Genomic DNA, 17,010 nt, shown 5'->3' with positions numbered 1-17,010 from the left:
CTTTTTGGTTCCTTTTTTAACCATACAGCAGGGGATCTGCAGGGATATTACACCAGACAGGTTCATTCTCGGCGTGGCTGTGACAAAATAGCGGTTTTATCAGAGAACCCCTTTGTTAGCCTGTGGAGAGCCCGATGCGGGATCGCAATTTTGATGACATTGCTGAAAAGTTTTCCCGTAACATTTACGGAACCACCAAAGGGCAATTGCGGCAGGCCATTTTGTGGCAAGACCTTGACCGTGTACTGGCGGAAATGGGTGAGCAAAAACTGCACATCCTGGATGCTGGTGGTGGTGAAGGGCAAACCGCGATCAAAATGGCTGAACGGGGTCATCGGGTCACGCTATGCGATCTGTCTGGCGAAATGATTGCGCGCGCGCAACTGGCGGCAGAGGCGAAAGGCGTAAGCGGAAACATGCATTTTATACAATGCGCCGCTCAGGATGTTGCTTCGCATTTGGAAAGCCCTGTTGATCTGATATTGTTTCATGCTGTGCTTGAGTGGGTCGCTGACCCCGTCAGCATGTTACAAACGCTTTGGTCTGTATTACGTCCCGGCGGCGTACTGTCATTAATGTTCTACAATGCTAACGGCCTGTTGATGCACAACATGGTGGCAGGGAACTTTGACTACGTGCAGGTAGGGATGCCAAAACGTAAAAAACGTACGCTTTCGCCAGACTATCCGCGTGAACCGGAGCAGGTTTACCAGTGGCTGGAAGAGATTGGCTGGCAGATTACCGGCAAAACAGGTGTACGTGTGTTTCATGATTATCTGCGTGAGAAACATCAACAGCGTGACTGTTATGAAATGTTAGTCGAATTAGAAACGCGCTACTGTCGCCAGGAGCCTTACATTAGCCTTGGCCGTTACATTCATGTCACCGCTCGCAAACCGCAGATGCAAGGATAACTTATGAGTGAATTTTCCCAGACAGTCCCCGAACTGGTTGCCTGGGCCAGAAAAAATGACTTCTCCATCTCGCTGCCGGTAGACAGACTTTCGTTCCTGCTGGCGGTGGCCACGCTCAACGGCGAGCGTCTTGACGGTGAGATGAGTGAAGGGGAACTGGTGGATGCATTCCGCCATGTCAGTGATGCGTTTGAGCAAACCAGCGAAACCATCGGCGTGCGCGCCAACAACGCCATCAACGATATGGTTCGTCAACGTCTGCTGAACCGCTTTACCAGTGAGCAGGCTGAAGGGAATGCCATATACCGTCTGACGCCGCTTGGGATCGGCATTACCGACTACTATATTCGTCAGCGCGAGTTTTCCACGTTGCGTCTCTCAATGCAGCTGTCCATTGTGGCGGGTGAATTGAAGCGTGCCGCAGATGCGGCGAGTGAGGGCGGCGACGAATTCCACTGGCATCGTAATGTTTACGCGCCGTTGAAATATTCCGTGGCGGAAATCTTCGACAGTATCGATCTGACGCAGCGCATCATGGATGAGCAGCAACAGCAGGTGAAAGACGACATTGCCCAGTTACTGAACAAAGACTGGCGCGCCGCGATTTCAAGTTGCGAAATGCTGCTGTCTGAAACGTCGGGTACGTTGCGCGAACTCCAGGATACACTGGAAGCGGCAGGCGATAAGTTGCAAGCTAATCTGTTGCGCATTCAGGACGCCATAATGACGCGCGACGATCTGCATTTCGTCGACAAGCTGGTCTTCGATCTCCAGAGCAAACTGGATCGCATTATTAGCTGGGGTCAACAATCCATCGATTTGTGGATTGGCTATGACCGGCACGTGCATAAATTTATCCGTACTGCGATTGATATGGATAAAAACCGCGTCTTTGCTCAACGTCTACGTCAGTCTGTTCAGACCTATTTTGACGATCCGTGGGCGCTAACCTATGCCAATGCAGACCGCCTGCTGGACATGCGTGATGAAGAGATGGCCCTGCGTGACGAAGAGGTGACCGGGGAGTTGCCGCCGGATCTGGAATATGAAGAGTTTAATGAGATTCGGGAACAGCTGGCGGCGATCATCGAAGAACAGCTGGCTGTCTATAAATCCAGACAAGCACCACTGGATCTTGGTCTGGTAGTGCGCGAGTATTTGGCGCAATACCCGCGTGCGCGCCATTTTGACGTCGCGCGTATTGTTATTGATCAAGCGGTACGTCTTGGCGTAGCGCAAGCAGATTTCACCGGACTGCCGCCTAAATGGCAGCCGATTAATGATTACGGAGCCAAGGTACAGGCGCATGTCATTGACAAATATTGAACAAGTGATGCCAGTTAAACTGGCGCAGGCGCTGGCAAACCCGTTATTTCCGGCGCTGGATAGCGCATTACGTTCGGGCAGACATATTGGTCTGGATGAACTGGATAACCATGCATTTTTGATGGATTTTCAGGAATATCTGGAAGAGTTTTACAGCCGCTATAACGTTGAGTTAATTCGCGCGCCGGAAGGTTTCTTCTATCTTCGCCCGCGTTCTACAACAATTATTCCGCGCTCCGTGTTGTCTGAACTGGACATGATGGTCGGTAAAATCCTGTGCTATCTCTACCTCAGCCCGGAACGTCTGGCGAATGAAGGGATTTTTACCCAGCAAGAGTTGTACGACGAACTGCTCACGCTGGCTGACGAAGCCAAATTGTTGAAGCTGGTGAATAACCGCTCGACCGGTTCGGACGTTGACCGTCAGAAGCTGCAGGAAAAGGTCCGTTCATCGTTAAACCGTCTGCGTCGTCTGGGGATGGTGTGGTTTATGGGTCATGACAGCAGTAAATTCCGCATCACCGAGTCGGTCTTCCGCTTCGGGGCGGATGTCCGTAGCGGCGACGATCCTCGCGAAGCGCAGCGCCGCTTAATTCGTGATGGCGAAGCGATGCCAGTCGAAAACCATCTACAGCTCAATGATGAGCCAGAAGAGAATCAGGCGGACAGTGGAGAGGAAGAATAATGATTGAACGCGGTAAATTTCGCTCACTCACGCTGATTAACTGGAACGGTTTTTTCGCGCGAACCTTTGACCTTGATGAACTGGTTACGACGCTATCCGGGGGGAACGGAGCCGGGAAATCCACCACCATGGCGGCGTTTGTCACGGCGCTTATCCCGGATCTGACCCTGTTGCACTTCCGTAACACCACCGAGGCCGGGGCGACCAGCGGATCGCGAGACAAAGGTCTGCACGGTAAGCTAAAAGCGGGCGTCTGTTACTCAATGCTGGATGTCCTCAACTCACGCCATCAGCGAGTGGTCGTGGGCGTACGTTTGCAGCAGGTTGCCGGGCGGGATCGTAAAGTCGATATCAAGCCATTCTCCATTCAGGGACTGCCGATGTCGGTACAGCCGACGCAACTGGTCACGGAAACCCTCAACGAACGCCAGGCTCGCGTGCTGACGCTTGCGGAACTGAAAGAAAAGCTCGACGCGATGGAAGGCGTGCAGTTTAAGCAGTTTAACTCGATTACCGACTATCACTCGCTGATGTTCGATCTGGGTATTATTGCTCGCCGTCTCCGCTCCGCGTCAGACCGCAGCAAGTTCTATCGCCTGATCGAAGCGTCTCTTTACGGCGGTATCTCCAGCGCGATTACGCGCTCGCTGCGTGACTACCTGCTGCCGGAAAACAGCGGTGTACGTAAAGCGTTCCAGGATATGGAAGCCGCGCTGCGTGAAAACCGTATGACGCTGGAAGCGATTCGCGTCACCCAGTCTGACCGCGACTTGTTTAAGCATCTGATCAGCGAAGCCACTAACTATGTGGCGGCTGACTACATGCGTCATGCTAACGAGCGACGGATCCATCTGGATAAAGCCCTTGAGTATCGCCGCGAATTGTACACGTCACGTAAGCAACTGGTGGCGGAGCAGTACAAGCATGTAGAAATGGCGCGTGAACTGGGCGAGCACAACGGTGCTGAGGGCGATCTGGAGGCCGACTATCAGGCAGCGAGCGATCATCTGAATCTGGTGCAAACGGCCCTGCGTCAGCAAGAAAAAATAGAACGTTACGAGGCGGATCTGGATGAATTACAGATCCGCCTTGAAGAACAAAATGAAGTGGTCGCCGAAGCGGCCGATCGTCAGGAAGAGAATGAAGCCCGCGCAGAAGCCGCGGAGCTGGAAGTGGATGAGTTGAAAAGTCAGCTCGCCGATTATCAGCAGGCGTTGGATGTACAGCAAACGCGTGCCATTCAATACAACCAGGCGATTCAGGCGCTTGCCCGGGCTAAAGAAATTTGTCATCTGCCGGATTTAACGGCGGACAGCGCGGCGCAGTGGCTGGAAACGTTCCAGGCCAAAGAGCAGGAAGCAACGGAAAAACTGCTCTCGCTGGAACAGAAAATGAGTGTGGCGCAAACCGCGCACAGTCAGTTTGAGCAGGCATATCAGCTGGTCGTGGCGATCAACGGCCCGCTGGCGCGCGGTGAAGCGTGGGATGTTGCGCGCGAACTGCTGCGCGATGGCGTCAACCAGCGCCATCTGGCAGAACAGCTGCAGCCGTTGCGCATGCGTCTGAATGAGCTGGAACAGCGTCTGCGTGAACAACAGGAAGCCGAACGTCTGCTGGCTGAGTTTTGTAAGCGTCAGGGCAAGCATTTCGATATTGATGAACTGGAAGCCCTGCATCAGGAACTGGAAGCACGCATCGCAGATCTTTCTGACAGCGTATCGAATGCGCGCGAACAGCGGATGACCCTGCGTCAAGAACAAGAACAGGTTGAGTCGCGCATTCAGCATTTGATGCAGCGAGCCCCTGTCTGGCTGGCGGCGCAAAATAGCCTGAACCAGTTGTGCGAGCAGAGTGGCGAAGAGTTTACCTCCAGCCAGGATGTGACCGAGTATCTGCAACAATTGCTCGAACGTGAACGCGAAGCGATTGTTGAGCGCGACGAAGTGGGCGCGCGTAAAAATGCGATAGATGAAGAGATTGAACGCCTAAGCCAGCCGGGTGGCTCGGAAGATCAGCGTCTTAATTCTCTGGCCGAACGCTTTGGCGGCGTGCTGCTGTCAGAAATTTATGATGACGTCAGCCTTGAAGATGCGCCGTACTTCTCCGCGCTGTACGGTCCTTCGCGTCATGCGATTGTTGTGCCGGATCTGTCTCTCATCAGCGAACAACTGGAAGGGCTGACGGATTGCCCTGAAGATCTCTATTTTATCGAAGGTGACCCGCAGTCGTTTGATGACAGCGTCTTTAGCGTCGATGAACTGGAAAAAGCGGTGGTGGTGAAAACGGCCGAGCGCCAGTGGCGCTATTCCCGCTTCCCGGAAGTGCCAATCTTCGGACGCGCCGCGCGTGAAAACCGTATTGAAAACCTGCACGCCGAGCGTGAAGGGCTTTCCGAACGTTTCGCGACGCTCTCTTTCGATGTACAGAAAACCCAGCGTTTGCACCAGGCGTTCAGCCGTTTTATCGGCAGCCACTTAAGCGTTGCCTTTGACGCCGATCCAGAAGCGGAAATCCGCCAGCTGAATGGTCGCCGTATTGAACTGGAACGCGCGCTGACGAATCATGAAAATGAGAATCAGCAGCAACGAGTCCAGTTTGAACAGGCTAAAGAGGGCGTTTCCGCACTGAACCGCTTGTTGCCGCGCCTGAATTTGCTGCGTGATGAAACGCTGGCGGATCGTGTTGATGAAATTCAGGAGCGTCTGGATGAAGCTCAGGAAGGCGCGCGCTTCGTGCAGCAACACGGTAACGCGTTGGCAAAACTGGAGCCGATCGTTTCCGTTTTGCAGAGCGATCCGGAACAGTTTGAGCAGTTGAAAGAAGACTATGCGTATTCTCAGCAGGTACAGCGTGATGCGCGTCAGCAGGCCTTTGCGCTGACTGAAGTGGTACAGCGTCGTGCGCACTTTAGCTACTCCGACTCGGCGGAAATGCTCAGCGGCAACAGCGATCTGAACGAGAAACTGCGCGAACGTCTGGAGCATGCTGAAACAGAGCGGACCCGTGCTCGCGAAGCATTGCGTGGACATGCCGCGCAGTTGGGTCAGTACAATCAGGTTCTGGCGTCGTTGAAAAGTTCGTACGACACCAAAAAAGAGCTGCTTAACGATTTGCAGCGCGAATTGCAGGATATCGGCGTTCGTGCTGACAGCGGCGCGGAAGAGCGTGCACGCATTCGTCGTGATGAGCTGCATGCGCAGCTGAGTAACAACCGCGCGCGTCGTAACCAACTGGAAAAAGCGCTGACCTTCTGTGAAGCGGAAATGGATAACCTGACCCGCAAACTGCGCAAGCTTGAGCGTGATTATCATGAAATGCGTGAGCAGGTGGTGACCGCGAAAGCAGGGTGGTGCGCCGTCATGCGGATGGTGAAAGACAACGGCGTTGAACGTCGACTTCATCGTCGCGAACTGGCTTATCTGTCGGCAGATGAACTCCGTTCAATGTCGGATAAGGCGCTGGGTGCGCTGCGCCTGGCTGTGGCGGATAACGAACATCTGCGCGATGTTCTGCGGATGTCTGAAGATCCTAAACGTCCTGAGCGTAAAATTCAGTTCTTCGTGGCGGTCTATCAACACCTGCGCGAACGTATCCGCCAGGACATCATCCGTACTGACGATCCGGTTGAAGCCATTGAACAAATGGAGATCGAACTGAGTCGCCTGACGGAAGAGCTGACCTCCCGTGAACAGAAACTGGCGATCAGTTCACGCAGCGTGGCGAACATTATTCGCAAGACGATCCAGCGTGAGCAGAACCGTATTCGTATGCTGAACCAGGGATTGCAGAGCGTTTCCTTCGGTCAGGTCAACAGCGTGCGTCTGAACGTCAATGTCCGCGAAACCCATGCCACGTTGCTGGATGTTCTTTCTGAGCAGCATGAACAGCATCAGGATCTGTTTAACAGTAACCGCCTGACCTTCTCAGAAGCGTTGGCGAAGCTGTATCAGCGTCTGAATCCGCAGATCGATATGGGGCAGCGTACGCCGCAGACGATTGGCGAGGAGCTTTTGGATTACCGGAACTACCTGGAAATGGAAGTCGAAGTCAACCGTGGGTCTGACGGCTGGTTGCGGGCAGAATCCGGCGCCTTGTCTACCGGTGAAGCGATCGGTACTGGGATGTCCATTCTGGTGATGGTGGTACAAAGCTGGGAAGATGAAGGACGCCGACTGCGCGGAAAAGACATCTCCCCATGCCGTCTGCTGTTCCTTGATGAAGCGGCCCGTCTGGATGCGCGTTCCATTGCGACGCTGTTCGAACTGTGCGAACGCTTGCAGATGCAACTTATCATCGCAGCGCCAGAAAACATCAGCCCGGAGAAAGGCACCACCTACAAACTGGTGCGTAAAGTTTTCCACAATACGGAACACGTTCATGTGGTCGGGTTGCGTGGTTTTGCCCCGCAATTACCTGAGCCTCTTCCAGGCATTGATGACGCCTCATCGCAGGCAAGCTAGATGAAAAGGGCGGCTGAAAGGCCGCCTTTTCCTTTTCGGAATACAGCAAAACTGGGTGAAATATCTTTAAACTTCTTTACATTAGGTCAGGCAAAAACTTTTTGATGTTTATATACTGAAGGTAAGCCTGACGAGTAAGCAGGCTTACTCGTCATACTTCCCGTGTGTATTGGCGTTAAGCAGACGGTGTTGCAATGTAAAGTATGATTAAGAAAACAGGGGGCAAGGGATGTTGCTTAATAAAATATGTGGTCGTCGACTCTCGGCAATCAGTTTATGCCTGGTCGTAATATTTGCTCCACTGTTTAGTGTGCAGGCTGACGAGCCTGAAATGATCCCTGGTGACAGTTCCGCCGCGCTCAGCGAACAACCTACCGCGTTGTCGCAGCCGCAAGCGCAATCGCCCGTCACGGCGATGATGGCCGGGATCCAACCTCTTCCAGAAGGCGCTGCGGATAAAGCCCGCGCTGAAATACAATCGCAATTACCGTCCGGGTATACACCGGTCTACATGAATCAGCTCGAGCTTCTGTACGCGGCGCGAGAGATGAAACCGATGTGGGAGAACCGCGAGGCGGTAAAAGCGTTCCAACAGCAGTTGGCTGAAGTTGCGATTGCAGGATTTCAGCCGCAGTTTACCACCTGGGTTGCCTTGCTGACCGAGCCTTCGGTGACGGGCCTGGCGCGGGATGTTGTTCTTTCCGACGCGATGATGGGGTATCTCCATTTTATCGCCAACATTCCCGTGAAAGGCACGCGCTGGCTGTATAGCGATAAACCCTATGCGCTGGCGACACCGCCCATTTCGGTCATTAACCAGTGGCAGGTCGCGCTGGAAAATGGCCAACTCACCCCGTTTGTGGCGAGTCTGGCACCTCAGCACCCTCAGTATGCGGGAATGCATAGCGATTTGCTGAAGCTGGTGGGGGATTCTCGCCCGTGGCCGCAGTTGAGCAGCACCGCGACACTGCGCCCCGGCCAATGGAGTAATGATGTACCTGCGCTGCGGGAAATTTTACAGCGGACAGGTATGCTGGAAGGTGGGCCTAACATCGCGTTACCTGGCGATGAAACGCCAGCCGATGCGGTGGTCAGCCCTTCTGCGGTTGCCGTTGAAGGCTCCACCACAAAACCGGTGGCGCGACAAACTAAGCCGCAACGCAAATCTGCTGCGGCCGTTCGTGGTGTTTACGATCGCGAGCTGGTCGAGGCCGTCAAACGTTTTCAGGTATGGCAGGGGCTGGGGGCTGATGGCTCCGTGGGGCCGGCTACCCGTGACTGGTTAAACGTGACCCCCGCGCAACGTGCGGGGGTCCTGGCGCTGAATATTCAGCGTTTGCGGCTACTGCCGGGTGATTTATCCACCGGTATTATGGTGAATATTCCGGCCTATTCGCTGGTGTATTACCAGAACGGTAACCAGGTACTGGCATCGCGCGTTATTGTTGGGCGTCCCGATCGCAAAACGCCAATGATGAGCAGCGCATTGAATAATGTGGTCGTTAACCCACCGTGGAATGTCCCGCCAACGCTGGCGCGAAAAGACATCCTGCCGAAGTTATGGAATGACCCCGGTTATCTGGAGCGTCACGGTTATACCGTGATGCGTGGCTGGAACAGTAAACAGGCAATCGACCCCTGGCAGGTTGACTGGGGGACGATTACCGCGTCAAATCTTCCGTTCCGCTTCCAGCAGGCACCGGGCGCGCGCAACTCATTGGGGCGCTATAAATTCAATATGCCCAGTTCTGAAGCGATTTATCTGCACGATACGCCAAACCACAATCTGTTCCAGAAGGATACACGAGCGCTCAGTTCTGGATGTGTACGTGTGAATAAAGCGTCGGAGTTGGCGAACATGCTGCTGCAGGATGCGGGCTGGAATGATACCCGCATCTCCGATGCACTGAAGCAAGGTGATACACGGTATGTCAACATTCGGCAAAACATACCGGTTAACCTCTATTACCTGACGGCGTTCGTCGGTGCTGATGGGCGCACCCAGTATCGTACAGATATTTACAATTATGATCAGACTGCGCGATCCAGTGCACAGATCATGTCAAAAGCAGAACAATTAATCAGGTAAATGAAGACGTTCTGCTTAATGTGTTGTCGTAATACTTAGCCGCAACGGGGCCGATTGGCTGCAGGCCCCGTCGTTGCTGGGGATGGGCTATCTTGACGTCGGCTTTTTTGCCAGTTAAGGTGCCCTTCGTGCGCCAGAAGTGCATATTAACGATAACATTTACCGTAGACCTGATTATCATGGACAAATTCAACGCTAATCGCCGCAAATTGCTGGCGCTAGGTGGTGTTGCCCTCGGTGCAGCCATCTTGCCTACGCCTACGTTTGCAACCCTCTCTACCCCTCGTCCGCGCATTTTGACACTCAGTAATCTCCATACCGGAGAGTCGATCAAAGCGGAGTTTTTCGATGGCAGAGCCTATATTCAGGATGAATTAGCAAAACTTAATCATTTTTTCCGTGATTTTCGCGCGAATAAAGTGAAGTCCATCGACCCAGGATTGTTTGACCAGCTCTTTCGCCTTCAGGGGCTTTTAGGAACCCGTAATCCCGTACAGCTTATCTCGGGTTATCGCTCGGTTGATACCAACAACGAATTACGTTCGCGCAGTCGTGGCGTAGCGAGAAAAAGCTATCACACGAAAGGGCAGGCAATGGATTTCCATATTGAAGGCGTTTCATTGAGTAATATTCGCAAAGCTGCGTTATCTATGCGCGCAGGTGGTGTAGGATACTACCCACGCAGTAACTTTGTGCATATTGACACCGGTCCGGCACGGCACTGGTGATCCACAGGCTTAACGAAACAGGAGCAGTATGAACTATCGTATTATTCCGGTCACCGCATTCGCACAGAATTGTTCATTAATCTGGTGTGAGCAAACCCGTCTGGCCGCGCTGGTTGATCCCGGTGGCGATGCAGAGAAAATCAAACGTGAAGTCGATGCCAGCGGTGTTACGCTAACGCAGATTCTGATCACGCATGGTCATCTTGATCACGTCGGTGCCGCGGGCGAACTGGCTGAGCATTATGGCGTGCCTGTGATCGGCCCGGAAAAAGAAGATGAGTTCTGGCTGCAGGGTTTACCGGCGCAAAGTCGCATGTTTGGCCTCGGAGAGTGTCAGCCACTGACGCCTGACCGTTGGCTGAATGAAGGAGATCGTGTGAACGTAGGGAATGTGACTTTACAGGTGTTGCATTGCCCGGGACACACACCAGGCCATGTCGTCTTCTTCGATGAACAATCGCAGTTACTGCTTGCGGGTGATGTCATTTTCAAAGGCGGCGTTGGGCGCAGCGATTTCCCACGTGGGGATCACAATCAGCTGATTGATTCAATTAAACGTAAATTGTTGCCGTTGGGCGACGACGTTACGTTTATCCCGGGACACGGTCCGCTTTCCACGCTGGGTAACGAACGGTTGCATAATCCGTTCCTGCAGGACGAAATGCCTGTCTGGTAAACGAATAAAAAAGCCCGCATAGCGGGCTTTGTTTTTTTCAGTCTGTTTTACAGCACGGCAACGATGGCTTCGCACAGAGGTGCCATGTTATCTGGCGTCATGCCTGCCACGTTAACACGACCCGAAGCCACCGCGTAAACACCAAACTCTTCACGCAGACGCAGTACCTGTTCTTTGGTCAGACCGCTGAACGAGAACATGCCGTTTTGTTTGATGATAAAGCTGAAGTCGCGGTTTGCGCCTTTCTCTTGCAGGGTATTCACAAACAACAGACGCATACGCTGAATACGTTGGCGCATATCGGTCAGTTCTTGTTCCCAGATAGCGCGCAGAGCGTCGTTGCTCAGAATGGTCGCCACCACCGATGCGCCGTGCGCCGGCGGGTTAGAGTAGTTCGCGCGAATAACGGACTTCATCTGGCTGAAGGCGCGGTCAACGGTATCAGCATCCGCCGCCACCAGCGTACAGGCACCAACACGTTCGTTATACAGGCCAAAGTTTTTGGAGTAAGAACTCGCGACGATCAGCTCTTTATGCAGCCCGGCGAAAGCACGCAGACCTTCCGCATCTTCTTCCAGACCACGGGCAAAGCCCTGGTAGGCGAAGTCGAACAGCGGCAGCCAGCCTTTCTCAACGGAAAGCTGCGCCAGCGTTTGCCATTGTTCAAGCGTAGGATCAATACCGGTAGGGTTGTGACAGCAACCGTGGAACAGAACAACATCGCCAGCCTGAGCGTCGCTCAGGCTACTCAGCAGCGCGTCAAAGTCCAGGCAATGGTTTTCTGCATCGTAATACGCGTATTCACGCACTTCCAGGCCCGCGGAATTAAATACGCTCTTATGGTTTGGCCAGCTCGGGTTGCTCACCCATACGCGTTTGACTGCCGTGTTTTTTGCCAGGAAATCCGCAGCAACACGCAGAGCGCCTGTACCGCCAGGGGTTTGCGCAGTGCGGGCACGTTTGTCATTAATCAGGGCGTTACCTTTGCCAAATAACAGTTCCTGAGTGCAACGACCAAACTCCGGAATACCGTCAATGCCGAGGTAGTTTTTCGTCGTTTCATTTTCGAGTAAATATTGCTCGGCTTTTTTAACGCTGGTTAGCACCGGCGTTTTGCCAGTCTCATCTTTATAGACACCGATACCCAGGTTAATTTTCCCAGGGCGGTCATCGGCACGAAACAAATCGGCCAGACCCAGAATGGGGTCGGCAGGCGCGGCGGTAATGTTCTCAAACATGACGAGGTTCCATTGTAGTTACAGAAGGGAAATCCGTAATCAGGTTAACGGTAGATTTACAAAATGCCAACTGTTAGTGACAAAAAGCCTGATTGTTTTTAGAAGACACGAGAATTTGCTGGTAGACATAAAAAAACAGGACCGAAGTCCTGTTTTTTAGGCATTTAACAAAGAGGTCTGCTATTAGAACTGGTAAACGATACCGACAGCAACGGTGTCGTCTGAACCTACACCCAGTTCGTTGTCAGAATCGATCTGGTTGATGATGTAGTCGACGTAGGTGGACATGTTTTTGTTGAAGTAGTAGGTTGCGCCCAATTCAACGTAGTTGACGAGATCAACATCGCCGATGCCTTCGATATCTTTACCTTTAGATTTGGTATAAGCGATGGACGGACGCAGACCGAAGTCGAACTGATACTGAGCAACCAGCAGGACGTCTTGAGTTTTGTTCGCGTAGCCATTAAGGCCATTGATGCCGTTAGAAATACGGGTTGCGTTATGCGTTTCGCTGTAGTTAGCCGCCAGGTAGATGTTGTTTGCATCATACTTCAGGCCAGCGGCCCACTGTTCAGCTTTAGCGCCACCGTTAGCGTAAGTCAGACCTTCCTGAGCGTTGGTGCGGTCAGCCGCGCCGTAGGCACCAACAACACCGAAACCTTCGTACTCATAGCTGATTGAACCGCCAACACCGTCACCGTTAGAGCGACGAATATCGCTGTCACGCTCGTTTTTACCCAGGTACTGTACCGCGAAGTTCAGACCATCAACCAGGCCGAAGAAGTTGGCGTTACGGTAGGTCGCCAGACCGCCGTTACGCTGAGCGAAGAACATATCAGATGCGGCGGTATCACCACCAAACTCTGGCAGCATATCGGTGTAACCCAGTGCATCGTAAACCACACCGTAGTTACGACCATAGTCGAAAGAACCAAAGTCGCCGTATTTCAGACCCGCGAAGGCCAGACGGGTTTTGTTGCCGTCCTGAGCGTCACTACCGCCTTCGGAGTTGTTACCGGCAAAGTTATATTCCCACTGACCGTAACCGGTCAGATCGGAGTTAATCTGTGTTTCCCCTTTGAAACCAAGACGGGCATAAGTTTCGTCGCCGTTACCGCCGTAGCTGTTTTTGCCATTGTCTTTAGAAAAATAACGTAAACCTACCGCTTTACCGTACAGGTCCAGCTTATTGGCATCTTTGTTGTAGATTTCTGCTGCGTTTGCGGTACCTGCTGCCAGCAGTGCAGGGATAACCACTGCCAGAATGTTGCGCTTCATCATTATTTATTACCCTCATTGGTTTTTTTATGACACCTGCCACTGCCGTCAATAAATTCTGTCAATAATAATTTACGAAACTATTGATGAGAGTTTGGTGTCTTTATGTGTCTGACAGGCATCTTTCCATTCAAACTACCGTTTCGCTACAGTGAAAATGCTACAAAGTTAAAGATTATGTTTCTAAGAGAAAAAATATGTAACAAAAAATTAAAATTGATGAACTTTGTGAGCGGCGTCATGTTTCAGCCCCTTTTCTTGATTTGAAACACCATTTTTAATTCTATTTATATGATTTTCTTATATTTAATTTATATAAGGTGAATGCGGTTGCTTGATTTAGCCGCTGGCAGGCTGACGTGCATTTGATTTTTAGACTTCTGGATTTCTGAATTGAAGGTCAAAAAATGTGCTATAAGCTAAGGGAAAACTTATCTTCAACATAAAATTGAATATATTTTGTGCATAAATATTGCAGAGAAATATCACGTAACAAGAATGTGGGTTTTGAGGGGTTGCTATTAGATTTGGTTACTTAATGCTCACAAAACTTGACAATTGCACCGATAAAAAAGGCCAGCAAAGCTGGCCTTTAAACGGTGATGGGTGATTAGAAGCTGGCGTTACGAGGTGTACGCGGGAACGGAATCACATCACGGACGTTTTGCACACCCGTGACATACGCGATAAGACGCTCGAAGCCCAAACCGAAACCTGAGTGTGGCACAGTACCGTAGCGACGCAGATCGCGATACCACCAGTAATCTTCTTTGTTCAGGCCCATTTCTGCCATACGTGCATCCAGCACATCGAGACGCTCTTCACGCTGGGAACCGCCAATAATTTCGCCGATACCCGGCGCCAACACATCCATTGCAGCCACGGTTTTACCGTCTTCGTTAAGGCGCATATAAAACGCCTTAATGTCTTTCGGGTAGTTTTTAACGACCACAGGGGCTTTAAAGTGTTCTTCAGCAAGGTAACGTTCATGCTCGGAAGACAGATCCACACCCCAGAACACCGGGTTTTCAAATTTCTTACCGCAGTTTTCCAGAATGGTCACCGCATCGGTGTAATCAACCTGAGCAAAATCAGCGTCGATGAAACGTTCCAGACGGGAAACGGCATCTTTGTCGACGCGTTCGGCAAAGAACTTCATATCATCTGCACGTTCTTCCAGTACGGCCTTAAAGACGTACTTCAGCATCGCTTCCGCCAGACCCGCAACATCGTTCAGGTTGGCAAACGCCACTTCCGGCTCCAGCATCCAGAACTCCGCCAGATGACGGCTGGTGTTGGAGTTTTCCGCACGGAAAGTCGGTCCGAAGGTATAGATTTTGGACAGCGCACAGGCGTATGTTTCACCGTTCAACTGACCGGAAACGGTCAGGAACGCTTCTTTACCAAAGAAGTCTTTGTCGAAATCGACTTTGCCTTGATCGTTGCGTGGCAGATTCTCCAGATCCAGCGTGGATACGCGGAACATTTCACCGGCGCCTTCGGTATCAGAGGCGGTGATCAGCGGCGTGGAAACCCAGAAGAAACCCTGCTCGTCAAAAAAACGATGCAGCGCTTGCGCCAGCGTGTGGCGAACGCGGGCTACTGCGCCAATCATGTTGGTGCGCGGACGCAGGTGCGCCACTTCACGCAGATATTCAATGCTGTGACGTTTTGCTGCCATCGGATAGGTGTCTGGATCTTCAACCCAACCCGTCACTTCAACGTGAGTAGCCTGGATTTCAAAACTTTGTCCCTGACCAGGCGACGCAACGACATGACCCGTTACAACGACCGAGCATCCAGTCGTCAGACGTAAAACGTCTTCATTGTAATTGGGCAGAGAATTATTGATGACAGCCTGTACAGGATCAAAGCAGGAACCGTCATAAACGGCGAGGAAGGAGATGCCAGCTTTTGAATCTCGGCGGGTACGTACCCATCCGCGCACGGTGACTTCGCTGTCAACGGCTACGCGGCCCTGGAGTACGTCGGCAACAGGCGCAACGCTCATAATATTCTCTCTGTTAATAGTCGGAAAAAATAAACACTTGTCCACCCCTGATTGGGGGGATACCTATGTTACCTGGCATCTGCAATCAGACAAGCAGAATTCACAGGCAAAGTGAAAGATTTCGGAAATAAACAAGAAATGGGGGGCCCCAAACGGACCCCCGGGGAGATTAACTGGCTTTTTTGATATGCGGAAGGTCGAACGCTTTACGCAGTGCGCGCACAAACGCTTTGTCATGACAGATGGTTTTCCCTGGGCTGTCTGACAATTTGGCCACGGGTTTACCGTTGCATTCCACCAGCTTAATGACAATATTCAGTGGCTTCACTTGCGGTAAGTCACAAGTCAGACGTGTACCAATGCCAAAACTGAGTTGAACGCGCGGTGCGAAGTGACGGTAAAGATCGATCGCTTTTCTCAGGTCAAGATTGTCTGAGAAAACCAATGTTTTGGTTAACGGATCAATGCCCAGTTTCTCATAATGCGCGATCGCCTTTTCGCCCCATTCGACAGGATCGCCAGAGTCATGGCGCAGCCCTTGATAACGGGTCGCAAACTCCATACCGAAATCGCGCAAAAACGCGTCCATCGTGATGCAGTCGGTGAGTGCGATGCCGAGTTGGTCAGGATATTCATTCAGCCAGGCGGCAAGAGCAGCACGCTGACTGGTCGCCAGATCGGGGCTAATTTGCTGGTGCGCCTGAAACCACTCATGCGCCTGCGTGCCCATCGGGGTGAGGGACAACCGACGCGCGAGGTCGTAGTTACTGGTACCGACAAACCACGGTTCCCGCTGAAGGCGTTCAACGATCGCCTGCTGCACCTCACGTGAGAAACGGCGTCGCGTGCCAAAATCCATCAGATGGAAGCGGGACATATCGAGATCGGCCGTTAAAGCAGAGAAATCGACTAGTTTACTTTCCAGCGCATCAAGCGCCTGGGCCACACCCGCTTCTGGCGTACGATACCGGTGCACCAGTTCACTGATCACTGCCAACAGCGGGACTTCCCACAGAATGACTTCACGCCACGGGCCGGTTAAGCGGATATTCAGCTTACCGTTATCATTTGTGACGCTCACCTGTTCGGGGTTGTAGCGGAAATCCCGTAACCAGTTAAGGTAATCAGCATTAAAGAAGGGCAGGTTGGAGAGCCATGTAAACTCGTCCTCCTGAAGTTGCAGGTGCTGCATTGCATCCACCTGCTCGCGAATTGCATCGGCATAAATACCCAGCAGGTCGTCGCCACGGCAACGAAATTCCGCCGCTACGTGAACATCGTAGTAGTGGTGAAAAACGGCTTGCTGCATATGCAACTTATAAGCATCTGTATCCAGCAGCGAATGCAGAACAGGAGAAGCGAATTGTGTCATAGGTGCGCAGTAGCATCCTCTCACGGGAGCGTTTAGTACAATAAACAACTAAGAAAACCGCTGGAGTATACCTTGTTTAGCGATTTATTGAACCCCGATCACAACATAAGCGCTCTTTGGGGTCGAGTACATTTCGTGCCTCGTGTTATAAAAATGTAGCGAAAAGAGTGTTTGTGACTGAAAAGATGAACATTCTGCGTAGCGTGATTTACACAACAGGAATAGACTGGAGT

11 protein-coding genes are annotated in these 17,010 nt (G+C 52.0%); 7 read left to right on the top strand and 4 right to left on the bottom strand.

Features of this window, described 5'->3' with window-relative positions; genetic code table 11:
* The first annotated feature begins 134 nt into the window (after positions 1–134).
* From cmoM to CJP72_RS06380, 7 genes are all read left to right on the top strand, one after another.
* On the top strand, positions 135–914 hold the full coding sequence (gene cmoM, locus CJP72_RS06410; RefSeq protein WP_162380053.1) for a tRNA uridine 5-oxyacetic acid(34) methyltransferase CmoM: 780 nt from the start codon (positions 135–137) through the stop codon (positions 912–914).
* 3 nt (positions 915–917) lie between these two features.
* The gene (mukF, locus tag CJP72_RS06405; RefSeq protein ID WP_162380052.1) at positions 918–2,240 is read left to right on the top strand and encodes a chromosome partition protein MukF; all 1,323 of its coding nucleotides are present in this window, start codon (positions 918–920) and stop codon (positions 2,238–2,240) included.
* Positions 2,221–2,925 (top strand): chromosome partition protein MukE, encoded by a 705-nt coding sequence (gene mukE, locus CJP72_RS06400; protein ID WP_162380051.1) that lies wholly within the window; start codon positions 2,221–2,223, stop codon positions 2,923–2,925. The genes mukF and mukE overlap by 20 nt, the downstream gene beginning before the upstream one ends.
* Positions 2,925–7,385, top strand: coding sequence for a chromosome partition protein MukB (mukB, locus tag CJP72_RS06395; RefSeq protein ID WP_162380050.1), 4,461 nt, complete (start codon positions 2,925–2,927; stop codon positions 7,383–7,385). The genes mukE and mukB overlap by 1 nt, the downstream gene beginning before the upstream one ends.
* Before the next feature lie 229 nt (positions 7,386–7,614).
* A complete protein-coding gene (gene ldtD, locus CJP72_RS06390; RefSeq protein ID WP_162380049.1) occupies positions 7,615–9,474 on the top strand; it encodes a L,D-transpeptidase in 1,860 nt (619 codons plus the stop codon).
* Between the two features lie 179 nt (positions 9,475–9,653).
* On the top strand, positions 9,654–10,202 hold the full coding sequence (locus CJP72_RS06385; protein WP_162380086.1) for a YcbK family protein: 549 nt from the start codon (positions 9,654–9,656) through the stop codon (positions 10,200–10,202).
* 28 nt (positions 10,203–10,230) lie between these two features.
* Entirely contained in the window at positions 10,231–10,878 is a 648-nt protein-coding gene (locus tag CJP72_RS06380) for an MBL fold metallo-hydrolase (RefSeq protein WP_162380048.1), read from the top strand.
* 47 nt (positions 10,879–10,925) lie between these two features.
* On the opposite strand, the gene aspC is transcribed toward CJP72_RS06380, so the two are convergent.
* The 4 genes from aspC to pncB form a co-directional block, all read right to left on the bottom strand.
* On the bottom strand, positions 10,926–12,116 hold the full coding sequence (aspC, locus tag CJP72_RS06375; protein ID WP_162380047.1) for an aspartate transaminase: 1,191 nt from the start codon (positions 12,114–12,116) through the stop codon (positions 10,926–10,928).
* A gap of 183 nt (positions 12,117–12,299) precedes the next feature.
* On the bottom strand, positions 12,300–13,397 hold the full coding sequence (ompF, locus tag CJP72_RS06370) for a porin OmpF (RefSeq protein ID WP_162380046.1): 1,098 nt from the start codon (positions 13,395–13,397) through the stop codon (positions 12,300–12,302).
* Positions 13,398–14,004: 607 nt separating this feature from the next.
* Positions 14,005–15,405 (bottom strand): asparagine--tRNA ligase, encoded by a 1,401-nt coding sequence (asnS, locus tag CJP72_RS06365; protein WP_162380045.1) that lies wholly within the window; start codon positions 15,403–15,405, stop codon positions 14,005–14,007.
* Between the two features lie 169 nt (positions 15,406–15,574).
* Entirely contained in the window at positions 15,575–16,777 is a 1,203-nt protein-coding gene (gene pncB / locus CJP72_RS06360) for a nicotinate phosphoribosyltransferase (protein WP_162380044.1), read from the bottom strand.
* Positions 16,778–17,010: the final 233 nt, after the last annotated feature.

It is taken from the genome of Citrobacter sp. NCU1 (assembly GCF_010231475.1).
Taxonomy (GTDB): Bacteria; Pseudomonadota; Gammaproteobacteria; order Enterobacterales; family Enterobacteriaceae; genus Citrobacter_D.
The sequence above is the reverse complement of the archived record's forward strand: the minus strand, read 5'-3'. Positions and strand labels throughout refer to the sequence as shown.